Source organism: Nocardia sp. MH4, assembly GCF_019266065.1.
GTDB classification, from domain to species: domain Bacteria; phylum Actinomycetota; class Actinomycetes; order Mycobacteriales; family Mycobacteriaceae; genus Nocardia; species Nocardia canadensis.
Window position 1 is genome coordinate 247 of record NZ_LPNR01000123.1, and the last position, 13,614, is coordinate 13,860.

General features: G+C 67.0%; 15 protein-coding genes. All 15 read right to left on the reverse strand.

Annotated features, from left to right (window positions below):
* Positions 1–191 precede the first annotated feature (191 nt).
* Positions 192–1,472, reverse strand: a complete 1,281-nt coding sequence (gene murA / locus ATM97_RS27905) for a UDP-N-acetylglucosamine 1-carboxyvinyltransferase (RefSeq protein WP_218721179.1) — start codon at positions 1,470–1,472, stop codon at positions 192–194.
* Between the two features lie 79 nt (positions 1,473–1,551).
* The gene (locus ATM97_RS27910; protein WP_218721180.1) at positions 1,552–2,130 is read right to left on the reverse strand and encodes a cob(I)yrinic acid a,c-diamide adenosyltransferase; all 579 of its coding nucleotides are present in this window, start codon (positions 2,128–2,130) and stop codon (positions 1,552–1,554) included.
* Positions 2,127–2,555: a DUF2550 domain-containing protein gene (locus ATM97_RS27915; protein ID WP_218721181.1), complete on the reverse strand. Its 429-nt coding sequence runs from the start codon at positions 2,553–2,555 to the stop codon at positions 2,127–2,129. Before ATM97_RS27915 ends, ATM97_RS27910 begins: the two co-directional genes overlap by 4 nt.
* Before the next feature lie 174 nt (positions 2,556–2,729).
* On the reverse strand, positions 2,730–3,107 hold the full coding sequence (locus ATM97_RS27920) for a F0F1 ATP synthase subunit epsilon (RefSeq protein WP_218721182.1): 378 nt from the start codon (positions 3,105–3,107) through the stop codon (positions 2,730–2,732).
* A 6-nt stretch (positions 3,108–3,113) separates the two neighbouring features.
* Entirely contained in the window at positions 3,114–4,562 is a 1,449-nt protein-coding gene (atpD, locus tag ATM97_RS27925) for a F0F1 ATP synthase subunit beta (RefSeq protein WP_218721183.1), read from the reverse strand.
* Between the two features lie 24 nt (positions 4,563–4,586).
* A complete protein-coding gene (locus tag ATM97_RS27930) occupies positions 4,587–5,558 on the reverse strand; it encodes a F0F1 ATP synthase subunit gamma (protein WP_218721184.1) in 972 nt (323 codons plus the stop codon).
* Positions 5,559–5,620: 62 nt separating this feature from the next.
* Positions 5,621–7,261, reverse strand: a complete 1,641-nt coding sequence (gene atpA / locus ATM97_RS27935; RefSeq protein WP_218721185.1) for a F0F1 ATP synthase subunit alpha — start codon at positions 7,259–7,261, stop codon at positions 5,621–5,623.
* Positions 7,262–7,330: 69 nt separating this feature from the next.
* Complete coding sequence (locus ATM97_RS27940) at positions 7,331–8,143, reverse strand: F0F1 ATP synthase subunit delta (RefSeq protein ID WP_218721186.1); 813 nt, start codon at positions 8,141–8,143, stop codon at positions 7,331–7,333.
* A gap of 19 nt (positions 8,144–8,162) precedes the next feature.
* Positions 8,163–8,720 (reverse strand): F0F1 ATP synthase subunit B, encoded by a 558-nt coding sequence (locus tag ATM97_RS27945; RefSeq protein WP_218721187.1) that lies wholly within the window; start codon positions 8,718–8,720, stop codon positions 8,163–8,165.
* A 5-nt stretch (positions 8,721–8,725) separates the two neighbouring features.
* Positions 8,726–8,974 carry an ATP synthase F0 subunit C gene (locus ATM97_RS27950; protein WP_019045404.1) on the reverse strand — a complete coding sequence of 83 codons (249 nt, stop codon included), beginning with the start codon at positions 8,972–8,974 and terminating at the stop codon, positions 8,726–8,728.
* A 78-nt stretch (positions 8,975–9,052) separates the two neighbouring features.
* On the reverse strand, positions 9,053–9,907 hold the full coding sequence (gene atpB, locus ATM97_RS27955; RefSeq protein ID WP_255588549.1) for a F0F1 ATP synthase subunit A: 855 nt from the start codon (positions 9,905–9,907) through the stop codon (positions 9,053–9,055).
* A 287-nt stretch (positions 9,908–10,194) separates the two neighbouring features.
* Entirely contained in the window at positions 10,195–10,653 is a 459-nt protein-coding gene (locus tag ATM97_RS27960) for a hypothetical protein (RefSeq protein WP_218721188.1), read from the reverse strand.
* 27 nt (positions 10,654–10,680) lie between these two features.
* Positions 10,681–11,811 (reverse strand): MraY family glycosyltransferase, encoded by a 1,131-nt coding sequence (locus ATM97_RS27965; RefSeq protein ID WP_218721189.1) that lies wholly within the window; start codon positions 11,809–11,811, stop codon positions 10,681–10,683.
* Positions 11,812–11,824: 13 nt separating this feature from the next.
* A complete protein-coding gene (locus tag ATM97_RS27970; protein WP_218721190.1) occupies positions 11,825–12,490 on the reverse strand; it encodes an L-threonylcarbamoyladenylate synthase in 666 nt (221 codons plus the stop codon).
* Between the two features lie 211 nt (positions 12,491–12,701).
* Positions 12,702–13,598, reverse strand: a complete 897-nt coding sequence (gene prmC, locus ATM97_RS27975) for a peptide chain release factor N(5)-glutamine methyltransferase (protein WP_218721191.1) — start codon at positions 13,596–13,598, stop codon at positions 12,702–12,704.
* Positions 13,599–13,614: the final 16 nt, after the last annotated feature.

Here is a 13,614-nt window from a genome sequence, read left to right on the forward strand (position 1 = left end):
ACCCGCAACATTTCGTAGGGGCTTCCGCAGGGCAACTGTTCCAACCTAGCGCAGACAACCCGACCGAAGCAAATTCGGAAGGAGTGAGTCTGGCTAGATGATCAATCAGGCGCTCAGCGTCACCGCGTCGCTCTGACTCGAATAAAGTTACGCACCGACGAACGCGAAGTCAAATCGCCTGGTCAGACAGGCTATTTCGGCGTATCGACGCGCTCGACCTGTCCACCCAGCGCCTGCATCTGCTCGACGAACTTCGGGTAGCCGCGGTCGATGTGGAAGACATCGTGGACTTCGGTGACGCCGTCGGCGACCAGACCGGCCAGTACGAGACCGGCGCCGGCGCGAATGTCGGAGGACCACACCGGCGCGCTGGACAGCCGCGGGATACCGCGGACCACCGCGTGATGACCGTCGGTGCGGGCATCGGCGCCGAGCCGGATCATCTCCTCGACGAAGCGGAACCGCGCCTCGAAGACGTTCTCGGTGATCATCGACGTGCCGTCGGCGATGGCGGCCAGGCCGATCGCCATCGGCTGCAGGTCGGTCGGGAAGCCCGGGAACGGCAGCGTCGCGAAGTTCACCGCGCGCGGGCGCTCGGCCTGCACGACACGGAAACCGTTGGGCTCGTAGGAGATCCGCGCGCCGGCCGAGCGCAGCTTGTCCAGCACCAGCGCCAAGTGCTTGGGGTTGACCCCGGTCACCCGGACATCGCCGGTGGTCATCGCCGCGGCGATACCCCAGGTGGCGGCGACGATACGGTCGCCGATCACCCGATGCGTGGTCGGTGACAGGCTCTTGACGCCCTGCACGGTCAGCACCGAGGAACCGGCACCGTCGATCCGCGCACCCATCTGCACGAGCATGGTGCACAGGTCGACGATGTCGGGCTCGCGCGCCGCGTTGTCGATGACCGTCTCCCCCTCGGCCAGCACCGCGGCCATCAGGATGTTCTCGGTCGCGCCGACGGACGGGAAGTCGAGGCGGATGCGCGCGCCCTGCAGCTCGTCGGCGCGGGCGACCACGCATCCGTGCTCGATCTCGCTGGTCGCGCCGAGCAGCCGCAGGCCCTGCTGGTGCATGTCCAGTGGCCGCGAGCCGATCGCGTCACCGCCCGGGAGCGCGACGACCGCGCGCTTACAGCGCGCCATCAGCGGACCGAGCACACACACCGAGGCGCGGAACTGGGTCACCGCCGGGAAGTCGGCGTGATACTTCGGCTCCGGCGGGGTGACGATCGTGCAGACCGAGCGGTCTCCGCTCTCGTCGTCGGAGATCGTGACGTCGCAGCCGAGACCACGCAGCACCTCGGCCATCAGCGGGACATCGAGGATGTCCGGGCAGTTGGTGATGGTGGTCGTACCCTCGGCCAGCAAAGCGGCGGCCATCAGCTTCAGCACGCTGTTCTTCGCGCCGCCGACCGCGACCTCGCCGACGAGCTGATTACCGCCGGAGACCAGAAACCGTTCGCTCACCCCGCCAGCTTATCGACCGTTGCCCGACGACACGCCCCCCGACGCCAAACCGACCGATCCTGGCGCCACCGAGTGGCTTTCAGCGCTCGGCTCCGCCACCCGGCTGCCACAGCACGTCGCCCTCGGGATTGGTCGCACGGCTGAGGATGAACAGCAGGTCCGACAGGCGATTGAGGTATTTGGCGGGCAACACGCTGGTGTCGTCGGGGTGGGCCTCGACCGCCGCCCACGCCGCACGCTCGGCGCGCCGGACCACGGTGCGTGCCGTGTGCAACAGTGCGGCAATCGGCGTGCCGCCGGGCAGGATGAACGAATTCAGCGGTGCCAGGCCCTCGTTGAACTCGTCACACCACTTCTCCAGCCGATCGATGTAGGGCTGGGTGATGCGCAACGGCGGGTACTTCGGCTCGGCCACCACGGGGGTCGACAGATCCGCGCCCGCGTCGAAAAGGTCGTTCTGGACCTGGCGCAGCACCGCGAGCACCGCGGGCTCCGGCGCGCCGAGCGCGACCGCGACGCCGAGTGCCGCGTTGGCCTCGTCGCAGTCGGCGTAGGCCACCAGCCGGGGATCGGTCTTGGGGACGCGCGAGAAATCGCTCAGACCGGTGGTGCCGTCGTCGCCGGTCCTGGTGTAGATCCGGGTGAGATGGACGCTCATGCCTGGCCTCCCCTGGTCCGGCGGGCGCGATCGGACGGCCGCGACTCCACCCACGACAGAAAAGCCGCCATCGATCCGCGGTCGAGCGCGAGCTCGAAGCTGCTGTGCGGATCGGTGACGGCTACCACCACGATGTCCTCGCTCATGATGTCGAATTCGTCGCCCTGTGGCGCGCGGCGTTCGACGATCTCGAGGCCCTGCCGGTGCACGGTGGAGTCCGGACCGAACTTGAGGCTGGTCAATTTGAAGAAGACGAGGCGATCCTCGTCGTAGCGGATGAGACCGTGCCGCCAGCCCTGGCCGCCGCGCGCGGGCAATACCCGCAGGAGCGCGGCCGTGCCGCCCCGGCGCAGCATCACCAGCCGGTAAGTCGAAGCACCTGCTACGAACACGAGCGTCAGCACCAGAATGATCAGGAGAACCATCCCGGTTTGCAATGCCGTACGCCCTTTCGCTCAGCTGGTGTCGAAGACACCCCCGCCGTCATTCAATCACGCCCGTTGTGGGCCACTCCGGCGGGATCGGTAATACGGCCGGAAACAGCACTGTCGGCGACGAACCGGAGTTCGTCGCCGACAGTGTGTCGTTCGGTGAACAGATCAGGCAGTCACGGTCGCCTCGACCGCGCGCACCTGGCCCTGAGCGACCCGCAGCTCCACCTCGGTGGCGCTCGCGTCGGCCAGCACCTTGCGCGCCGCGTCGACGTCGACCTCACCCGCGAGTTCCGCGGACTCGGCCAGCACCCGCACGGTGTCGGCGGTGACCGAGAAGAAACCGCCGTGCACCGCGGCCACGATCCGATCGCCGTCGGTCGACACGATGGTCACCGTGCCGCCCTCGACGAGCTGACCGAGCAGCGGCTCGTGGCCCGCCATGATGCCGATCTGACCTTCGGTGGTCTGCGCGCTGACGAACGTCGCCTGGCCGGACCAGAGCTTGCGTTCGACGGCGACGAGATCAACTGTCATTTCCGCCATGGTGGACTACTTCCCGGCGATCTTCTTCGCAGCGGCCTCGACGTCGTCGAGACCACCGCAGGAGTTGAACGCCTGCTCCGGGAAGTGGTCGAACTCGCCCTTGCAGACGCGATCGAAGTCGTCGATGGTCTGCTCCAGCGGCACGACCGAACCCGGCTGACCGGTGAACTTCTCGGCCACGATGAAGTTCTGGCCGAGGAACTTCTCCAGACGACGGGCGCGGCCGACGAGGACCTTGTCCTCTTCGGAGAGCTCGTCCATACCGAGGATGGCGATGATGTCCTGCAGCTCCTTGTACTTCTGCAGGATCCGCTTGACCTCGTTGGCGACCCGGAAGTGGCGCTCACCGACGATCGACGCCTCGAGGATACGAGAGGTCGAGGTCAGCGGGTCGACGGCCGGGTAGATGCCCTTCTGCGAGATCGGGCGCGAAAGCTCGGTCGTCGCATCGAGGTGGGCGAAGGTGGTCGCCGGCGCCGGGTCGGTGTAGTCGTCGGCGGGGACGTAGATCGCCTGCAGCGAGGTGATCGAGCGACCACGGGTCGAGGTGATGCGCTCCTGGAGCTCACCCATCTCGTCCGCCAGCGTCGGCTGGTAACCCACGGCGGAGGGCATACGACCCAGCAGGGTCGAGACCTCGGAACCGGCCTGGGTGAAACGGAAGATGTTGTCGATGAAGAGCAGCACGTCCTGGTGCTGGACATCGCGGAAGTACTCCGCCATGGTCAGCGCGGACAGGGCCACGCGCATACGCGTGCCCGGCGGCTCGTCCATCTGGCCGAAGACGAGGGCGGTGTCCTGGAGGACGCCCATCTCTTCCATTTCCAGGTGGAGGTCGGTGCCCTCACGGGTACGCTCACCGACGCCCGCGAACACCGAGGTGCCGGAGAACTCGCGAGCGATACGGGTGATCATCTCCTGGATCAGAACGGTCTTGCCGACACCGGCACCACCGAACAGACCGATCTTGCCGCCCTTGACGTACGGGGTCAGCAGGTCGATGACCTTGACGCCGGTCTCGAGCATCTCGGTCTTACCCTCGAGCTGGTCGAAGCTCGGGGGCTTGCGGTGGATGCCCCACTGCTCGCCGTCGCGGCCGAGGCCCGGCGAGTCGAGGCAGTCACCGAGGGCGTTGAACACGTGGCCCTTGACGATGTCGCCGACGGGCACCGAGATCGGCTTGCCCGAGTCGGTGACGCTCGCGCCACGGACCAGGCCGTCGGTCGGCTGCATCGAGATGGTGCGCACGATGTTGTCGCCGAGGTGCTGCGCGACCTCGAGGGTCAGGGTCTTGGCCACCGACGGGAGCTTGATGTCGGCGTGCAGAGCGTTGAACAGCTCGGGGATGGCGCCACGCGGGAACTCGACGTCCACGACGGGGCCGATGACACGGACGACGCGGCCGGCGGTTGCGCCCGCCTTGGTCGCGTTGTCCTGAGTGACAGCTGCGGTCATTAGATTGGTTCTCTTCCTGCGCTTCTAGTCGCGGTCCGAGCTCGACGCCAGCGCGTTCACGCCGCCGACGATTTCGCTGATTTCCTGCGTGATCTGGGCCTGACGCACCGAGTTCGCCTCGCGCTGGAGCACACTGGCCAGCTCGTTGGCGTTATCGGTCGCCGCCTTCATTGCGGTGCGCCGAGCCGCGGACTCGGATGCCGCTGCCTCGAGCAACGATGCGTAGATACGCGTGTTGACGTACTTGGGCAGCAGAGCGCCCAGCAGCACATCGGCGTCCGGCTCGAATTCGTACTGCGCCGTGACCACCGCGTTCGGCGAATCCGAGACGATGTCCTCGCCGAGCTCGTACTTCTCGTCGACGAAGCTCACCTGGATCGGCGCCAAGCGGCGCACCTCCGGGGTCTGGGTCAGCATCGAGACGAACTTGGTGTACACGATGTGCAGTTCGTCGACGCCCGCGATGGTCCCGGTGCCGTCCAGCGAGGGAACCTCGTTGTCGGAGCCGGCCATGAAGGCCTCGACCAGGTGCTGGCACGCGGCCGAGGCATCGGTGTACTTCGGCTGCTGGGAGAAGCCGGTCCACGACGCCTGGAACGGACGGTTGCGGAACTTGTAGTACGTGAGGCCCTTGTTGCCCATCACGTACAGCACCGGCTCCTTGCCGTCGCCACGCAGCGTGGTCATGAGCTCCTCGGCGCGCTTGAGCACGTTCGAGTTGTAGCCACCGCACATACCGCTGTCACTGGTGATCACCAGGACAGCGGCCCGACGAGCGTTGGGACGCTCGGTCAGCAGCGGGTGCGACAGGTTCTTCGAGGCGCTCGCCAGCTCACCGAGGACCTTGGTGATCTCCTCGGCGTACGGCTTGGCCGCCGCAACCCTGGCCTGGGCCTTGGAAATTCGCGAGGTCGCGATCAGTTCCTGAGCCTTGGTGATCTTCTTGATCGAATTCACACCACGAATGCGGGAGCGCAATTCACGCAAACTTGCCACTAGCGGTTCACACTCCCTTCATTCGCCAGATCGGAATATGCCGACATCAGTCCTGACCCGGCTTACTTGTCGACGTGCTTGCGGGTGACCGACAGCGACTCGACCTCTTCGTGGTCCAGATCGCCGGCAGCGGCCTCGTTCACGACACGGCTGCCGTCGGAAGCCAGGAAGCCTTCCTTGAACTTGTCGGTCTCCGACTTGATCGCGTCGGCGGCCTCGCCGTCGAGCGGCTTGCGGCCACCCTCGAGCGCGTCGAAGGACGACTGGGTCGCGCTGTGCAGGTGCTCCAGCAGCTCGGCGGTGAAGCGACGCACGTCGCCGACCGGCACCGAGTCGTAGTAGCCGGCGTCGACCAGGTAGATCGAGACGACCTGATCCTCGACGGCGACCGGGGAGTACTGGTTCTGCTTGAGCAGCTCCACCCAGCGGGCACCGCGCTCCAGCTGCGCCAGCGAGGCGGCGTCCAGGTCGGAAGCGAAGGCGGAGAACGCCTCCAGCTCGCGGTACTGCGCCATTTCCAGACGCAGCGAACCGGCGACCTTCTTCATGGCCTTGGTCTGGGCGGCGCCACCGACACGGGAGACCGAGGTACCGACGTTGATCGCCGGGCGGACGCCCTTGTTGAACAGGTCGGACTCGAGGAAGACCTGGCCGTCGGTGATGGAGATGACGTTGGTCGGGATGAACGCCGAGACGTCGTTGGCCTTGGTCTCGATGATCGGCAGACCGGTCATCGAGCCGCCGCCCATCTCGTCGGACAGCTTCGCGCAACGCTCCAGCAGGCGGGAGTGCAGGTAGAAGACGTCACCGGGGTACGCCTCGCGGCCCGGCGGACGACGCAGCAGCAGCGAGATGGCGCGGTACGCCTCGGCCTGCTTGGTCAGGTCGTCGAACACGATCAGGACGTGCTTGCCCTGGTACATCCAGTGCTGGCCGATGGCCGAACCGGTGTACGGAGCCAGCCACTTGAAGCCGGCGGAGTCGGAGGCCGGGGCCGCGACGATGGTGGTGTACTCCATCGCGCCGTGCTCCTCGAGCGCGGTCTTGACGCCCGCGATGGTGGAGCCCTTCTGGCCGATCGCGACGTAGATGCAGCGAACCTGCTTGCTGGGGTCGCCCGACTCCCAGTTCGCCTTCTGGTTCAGGATCGCGTCGACGGCGACGGCGGTCTTGCCGGTCTTACGGTCGCCGATGATCAGCTGACGCTGGCCGCGGCCGATGGCGGTCAGCGCGTCGATCGCGGTGATACCGGTGGCCAGCGGCTCTTCGACCGGCTGGCGCTCCAGCACGGTCGCGGCCTGCAGCTCCAGCACGCGGCGGTCGTCGGCCTCGATCTCGCCCAGGCCGTCGATCGGCTGGCCGAGCGGGTTGACGACGCGACCGAGGAACTTGTCGCCGACGGGAACCGACAGCACGTCGCCGGTGCGGCGGACCTGCTGGCCCTCTTCCAGCGAGGCGTACTCGCCGAGGATGACGGCACCGATCTCGGTGTCCTCGAGGTTCAGCGCGACGCCCAGGACGCCGCCCGGGAACTCGAGCAGCTCGTTGGCCATCGCCGAAGGCAGACCGCTGACGTGCGCGATGCCGTCGCCGGTGTCGGTCACGAGGCCGACTTCTTCGATGGAGGTTTCCGGGGTGTAGCTCTGGGTGTAGCTCTCGATCGCGCTACGGATCTCGTCGGAGGAGATCGTCAGCTCCGCCATGTTGTTCCTGCTCTCGCTGTGGTCTCGAATGTCGGGGGTTGGAGAATTACTGCGGTGAGCTGTCCTTGATCAGGACAGCGCCCGGCGCAGCTTCTCCAGTCGGCCGGTGGCGCTGCCGTCGATGACGTCGTCTCCGACGCGCACGACGACGCCGCTCAGCAGCGTCGGGTCGACCTGCACGTGCACGGTGACCGCCTTGCCGTAGATCCGCTGCAGGGAAGCCGAGAGCTTCTCCTTCTGCTGATCGGACAGCTCGACCGCGGCGTGCGCGTGGGCGACGATCTGGTCACGACGGGCCGCCGCCAGATCGGACAGGGCGCCGAAGGCGACGCCGATGTTGTTGGTCCGCAGTCGGGTCACCGCCTGCTCGGCCAGCGTCAGGGTGATCGGCTCGGCCTTGCCGGTCAGCAGCCGCTCGATCAGCTCACGCCGCGCCGCGGCCGGCTTGCCCTGATCGGACAGTGCCTGCTCCAGCTGCGGGTTGTCGGCGATGATGCGACCGAGCCGGAACAGCTCGTCCTCCACCGCGTCCAGCCGGCCGCCGTCGGCAGCGGACTCCAGCAGAGCCTCCTGCCCGAGCAGCACCAGGGTGTCGACCAGATCGCGGGTGCGCGACCAGTTCTGGGCCACCGCGGTGGTCAGCACTGCCTGCGTGGCAGCGCTGACCTTGCCGCCGAAGATCCGCTCACTGAGTTCAGCGCGCGCCGAACCCGGCACCGACACGTCCGCGAGCGCCACACGCAGCGAACGCTGGTCGTCCAGCACGGCGACAACGGCGAACAGTTCCGACCCCGTTGTGGCCGCAACAGTTTCGCTTCCGGTCAGAGCGGCCCGAAGCGCCTCCCGGGACCGGGAGCTGGCCTCGCGGCTCGCTGCGTACATGCTTCTCACTTTCGCGTCGTTACCTTCCGACCCCGATGGCGTCGGTGTCGTCGAGTTCGCTGAGGAACTTGTCGATCGACGCCGCCTGCTTGGCCTCGTCCGAGACAGACTGGCCGATGATCTTCTCGGCCAGGTCGACGGCCGTGCGGCCGACCTCGGAGCGCAGCTCGGTCAGGATCTGCTGGCGCTGGGCTTCCAGCTGGGAGTGACCGGCGGCGACGATACGGTCGCTTTCGGCCTGGGCATCCGCGCGCATCTGCGCGAGGATCTGCTGACCCTGGGTGCGCGCATCCTCGCGGATACGTGCGGCCTCGAGCCGGGCGTCGGCAAGCTGCTGCTGGTACTGCTGCAGCGTCTGCTGTGCCTCTTCCTGCGCGGCTGCGGCCCTGGCGATACCGCCTTCGATCTTGTCGGCACGCTCATCGAGTGTCTTGGTCACACGCGGGATCACGTATTTCCAGAAGAGCACGCCGATGATGGCGACGCAGACGATCGACCAGACGATGTCGTACGTTTCGGGAATGAGAGGATTCACATCCTCTCCCCCTTCGGCAGCGAGCGTGATGAGTTCGCGCATCGGAATCAGAAGATGAAGCCGGCGACGAGGCCGATCAGCGCCAGGGCCTCGGTGAACGCGATACCGAGGAACATGTTGGTACGGATCTGGCCGGCCAGCTCGGGCTGACGGGCGAAGCCCTCGATGGCCTTACCGACGACGATACCCACGCCGATGCCGGGGCCGATCGCGGCGAGACCGTAGCCGATGGCGCCGAAGCCCTTGAAGGTGCTCTCGGTGGTCGCGGCTTCCTGGGCCAGGTAAGCGAGGCTCATGAGTCTTCTTTCCCTTTCTGTTGCTCACCCGCCGGTCGGCGTGTGTAGCAGGTTTGGCAGTACTGGTGTGGATTCAGGTCAGTGGTCGGCGGCGTGCTGCGCGAGGCTGATGTACACCGCGGTCAGCAGGGCGAACACATACGCCTGCAGGAAGATGACCAGCAGCTCGAACAGCGTGAAGCCGATGCCTGCCAGCAGCGAGAAGGGCGTGAAGACCTTCATCCACGCGGTGGCATCGAAGAGGAAGAACCAGGTGGCGCTGAAGAACAGCACCAGCATGATGTGGCCGGCCAGCATGTTCGCCATGAGTCGGACGGTCAGCGTGAACGGGCGCAGGATGAACGTCGAGACGAACTCGATCGGGATCAGCAGCACGTGCAGGGCGGGCGGCACATCCGGAACGACGATGCTGGAGCGCATGTACTTGAAGAAGCCGTACTTGCGGATGCCCACGTAGTTGAACGCGATGTACGCGATCGCGGCGAGCACCAGCGGCATGCCGACTCGCGCATTCGACGAGATGTTCAGGAACGGAACAATGCTGGAGAAGTTCAGGAACAGAACCGTGAAGAAGATCGTCGCGATCAGCGGGAGGAACCGCTTACCGGTTTCCTTACCGAGTACCTCGTCGGCGATCTGCTCCTTGACGAAAACCACCGCGGTTTCCATCACGTTCTGCAGGCCGCGCGGCACGATCTTCGGCGAGCGGAAAGCCAGCACGAAGACGAGCACCACAACGGCGGTCATCAGCAGCCGGATCAGCATCAGGCGGTCGAGTTCGAACGGCGTACCCTCGAACAGCACTGCTGGAGGGAAGAAGTCGGACAGCGATGGCGCGTGGAACTCGCCCGCCGCCAAAGTGATGACGCTCAGCGTTCTCTCCCGTGTTCGGGCCGCGGGTACGACGGTCATTCCCGCGGTTCGATCGGACATTGACGATCAATGGGGTCGACTCTGGTCGGCTCGAAATTCGACAGTTGCTCGTACGGTGTAACCCCGTAAAGCTTCTGTTCGGGCGTCGGCGACATCGTCGACATGCTTCAACCGGGCACATTCCACCCGGATCGGCAGTAAGCATAGCGGCACCGGGCAGGATCTTGGCGATCCCCCCTGGTAACCCGAGGCAATGCCCCGAGTCATCCTGGGCAGCGCCTCCAGCTTGGGTGCTTGCTTACCAACACTTTACCAAGCTATCTACGACAGTGTGTAGCTGGGTGGGATTATTCCTGCTCGGAAGCCGTTTCGTCGTCTCCCGCGCGTGTCGTGACATACGGAACCTTCACGCTCACAACGCCATACGTCTCCGCCCCCAGCACGATGAGCAGGGCTCCGACCACGGTGAAGAACAGCGTGGGCCTGCTGTAGAAGTCGAACTGGTTCAGCACGCCGACGATCACCAGCGCGATCAGCAGCTTGCCGACCCAGCTGACCAGCATGACCAGGCCCGCCGTGCTCGGCGGCAGCTTGGCGCCCAGCAGCACGGCCACCACGGTGGTGAGGATGAACCCGCCGCCGATCGCCGCGCCCAGCAGCGCGCCCCACAGACCCGGCATACCCGCGACGAGGGTGCCGATCACCACCGAGACGACCACGAGGACACCGAGCCCGATCAGGCCGTAGCGCAGCGCGGTGCGCAGGGGGGCGTCGGGTCCGGGCACGGGGGTGGGTGTAAAGCTCACGGGCCGTACTTTACCTTCGGCCGCTTCTCAGCGATTGGCCGACTCCATCCGGCGCATCGACGGGATCGCGGTCACTACCAGGGCGAACACCAATCCACCCGCCACCAGCAGCACCACCAGGCGCCGATCCATCAGCGAGGTCCCCACCGCGCCGAAGGCGAGCACGCCGACCCACAAATAGATCAACAGCACAACGCGTCGCTGTGAATGTCCGATCTGCAGCAATCGGTGATGAAGATGCATTTTGTCCGGTGTGGAGAAACTCACGCCGGCGCGCACGCGGCGCACGATCGCCAGCAACAGATCGAGCACCGGAATGAACATCACCGCACCCACCAGCAACAGCGGCGAGAGCAAACCCACAATGTCGCGCGGGCCGTAGCCCTGCAGCGGAATTCGACCCGAGGCACCAGTGGAAACCGCGGCCAGCATCAATCCGATCATCATCGAGCCGGAATCACCCATGAAGATTCGGGCGGGCGAGAAATTGTGCGGCAGAAATCCCAGGCAGGCACCGGCCAGCGCGGCGGCCAGCAACGCGGGCGGATAGGTGTCGACCGAACCGCCCTGGTCATAGAGCAAACCGACGGAGAACACGAAAACCGCGCCGGCGCAGATCAAGCCGAGGCCCGCGGCGAGACCGTCCAGGCCGTCGACGAAGTTCATCGCGTTCACAAGGGTGACGGTGATTCCCACCGTCACCAGGCCGCCCTGCAGCGCGTCCAGGACGACGGTGGTGTCGTTGAACGGGTCGTAGATCACGTACCAGCTCAAGCCCATCACGGCCATCACGCCCGCGGCGGTCACCTGCCCGGCGAATTTGGTGAGCGCGTCCAGGCCCCACCGGTCGTCGACGATGCCGACCAGCACGATGATCGTCGCCGCGACCAGGACCGCCGGAATATCGGGGGCGTAATCGAAACCCCGCCGCAGTGCGGGCAATTGGTGTGCGAACAACACCGCGGCGACCACGCCGACATACATGCCGACACCGCCCATCCGCGGAATCGGCGTGACGTGCACATCGCGCTCACGCGGAATCGCGACCGCGCCGAACGCGATGGCGAGCACCCGGATGCCGCCGGTGGCCAGGAACGTCACCGTGGCGGAGACGAGCAGCACGAGCACCAGCTCGCGCAGGGGAACGACCGTGCTCATCGGATGCGTGCGATCACCGCTGCGCGGGGCTGATCAGGGCATCCGGCGCCATACCGAGAACCTCCGCGACATCGGCCACCGCCACCGCACCTTCCCGCAACACCCGCGGCTGATCCGCGGTCAGATCGACGATCGTCGACGCCACCGCGTGCTCGGCGGGACCGCCGTCGAGATACACACTCGCCAGCGAACCCAGCTGCTCGCGCGCCTGCTCGACGGTGCTGGCCGGGGGCTGCCCCGACACATTGGCACTCGACACGGCCAGCGGACCGACCTCGCGCAGCAGTTCCAGCGCTACCGGATGCAGCGGCATCCGCAGCATCACCGTGCCCCGGGTATCGCCCAGGTCCCACGCCAGCGAGGGCGCGGCCTGCACGACCAGGCTCAGCGCGCCCGGCCAGAACGCCCGGATCAGCTCGCGCGCCTGCGGGCGCACCGAGAACACCAGTCCATCGATGGTGTGCCACGACCCGACGAGCACCGGGACGGGCATATCGCGACCGCGCCGCTTGGCGGCCAGCAGCGCGCCCACCGCGTCGGCGTCGAACGCGTCGGCCGCCAGGCCGTACAGCGTGTCCGTCGGCATGACCACGAGCCGCCCCGACTTCAGCGCGCTGGTCGCCGCGGTCAGCCCAGCGGCCCGCGAATCCTGCTCGGCACAGTCATAGACGGTACTCACGGCTTGTCCGCCTCTCCGCGTTTCTTGCTGGTCTGTGGATGCGGCAAGAGTCTAGCTGTCGGGCCGACGGCGGAATGTGGGGGGACTTTTGGGCGTCCCCGGGATACGCCCGCGGCGCATGCGCGAGCACGGAATTCGTTTCCTGCTGGAAGTGTGCTGCCGGGACTCGGGGGCCGACCTCGTCGGCCCTGGCACGTCGTTCGATCAGGACTCAGGATTTGCTGGGCATTGTCGCGACGACGAAGCGGGGCTTGTCGGCGAGGTCGGCGTGTTCGACGATGCCGGTGAAATCGGCCGCGGCGAGCAGGGCCGCCACTCCCCCGCCGTTGGTGTCGTCGTGTTCGATCGCGGTGGCGCCGCCGGGGCGCAGCAGGCGGGCGATGGTGGGGACCATCCGGCGGATGACATCGAGGCCGTCGGGGCCGCCGAAGAGGGCGCGGTGCGGATCGTGGTCGGCGACCTCGGGGTCGAGGACCGCCGCCTCCGGGATGTAGGGCGGGTTCGACACGACCAGGTCGACGCGGCCGGACAGGGCCGTGAGCAGGGCCGGGTCGGTGACGTCGTCGGCGTGCAGGGTGATCGGGGTGTCGCCGTCGGCGATGCGGTCGTCGACGTTGCGGCGGGCCCAGGTCAGGGCGTCGGGGTCGAGTTCGACGGCGTGGACCTCGGCATCCGGGCGGGCGTGCGCGATGGCCAGGGCCAGCGCGCCCGACCCGGTGCACAGGTCGACGACGAGCGGCGCGTGGTCGTGGGGCAGCGTCTCCAGCCAGGCCAGTGCCCAGGCGAACAGCAGCTCGGTCTCCGGGCGCGGCACGAACACCCCGGGACCCACGGCCAGGTCGATCTCGCCCATCGCGGCCGTGCCGGTCAAGTGCTGCAACGGGATTCGCGTGGCCCGCCGATCGACCAGCGCGGCGAATCGCGCGGCCTCGTCCGGCTCGACCATCGGATGCAGCGCCAACCGCATCCGGTCGATCCCGAGCACGTGCGCGGCCAGGTTCTCCGCATCGGGCAGGGGCGAGGCCACGCCCGCCGCGGCCAGTCGCTCGGCGGCCGCGACGATCAGCGGACGCAACCGGACCCGCTCGGTCACCGTGTCGTCCGGCATGCGCGAGCGTCCTCCC

What these genes read in the sequence shown, in the direction of transcription:
- ATM97_RS27915 (WP_218721181.1), bottom strand. Translation starts at nt 2,555, where the DNA reads ATGGTTCTCCTGATCATTCTGGTGCTGACGCTCGTGTTCGTAGCAGGT.
- atpB (WP_255588549.1), bottom strand. Translation starts at nt 9,907, where the DNA reads ATGTCCGATCGAACCGCGGGAATGACCGTCGTACCCGCGGCCCGAACA.
- ATM97_RS27910 (WP_218721180.1), bottom strand. Translation starts at nt 2,130, where the DNA reads ATGAGCGTCCATCTCACCCGGATCTACACCAGGACCGGCGACGACGGC.
- atpA (WP_218721185.1), bottom strand. Translation starts at nt 7,261, where the DNA reads ATGGCGGAGCTGACGATCTCCTCCGACGAGATCCGTAGCGCGATCGAG.
- ATM97_RS27945 (WP_218721187.1), bottom strand. Translation starts at nt 8,720, where the DNA reads ATGCGCGAACTCATCACGCTCGCTGCCGAAGGGGGAGAGGATGTGAAT.
- ATM97_RS27940 (WP_218721186.1), bottom strand. Translation starts at nt 8,143, where the DNA reads ATGTACGCAGCGAGCCGCGAGGCCAGCTCCCGGTCCCGGGAGGCGCTT.
- ATM97_RS27920 (WP_218721182.1), bottom strand. Translation starts at nt 3,107, where the DNA reads ATGGCGGAAATGACAGTTGATCTCGTCGCCGTCGAACGCAAGCTCTGG.
- ATM97_RS27965 (WP_218721189.1), bottom strand. Translation starts at nt 11,811, where the DNA reads ATGAGCACGGTCGTTCCCCTGCGCGAGCTGGTGCTCGTGCTGCTCGTC.
- atpD (WP_218721183.1), bottom strand. Translation starts at nt 4,562, where the DNA reads ATGACCGCAGCTGTCACTCAGGACAACGCGACCAAGGCGGGCGCAACC.
- ATM97_RS27950 (WP_019045404.1), bottom strand. Translation starts at nt 8,974, where the DNA reads ATGAGCCTCGCTTACCTGGCCCAGGAAGCCGCGACCACCGAGAGCACC.
- prmC (WP_218721191.1), bottom strand. Translation starts at nt 13,598, where the DNA reads ATGCCGGACGACACGGTGACCGAGCGGGTCCGGTTGCGTCCGCTGATC.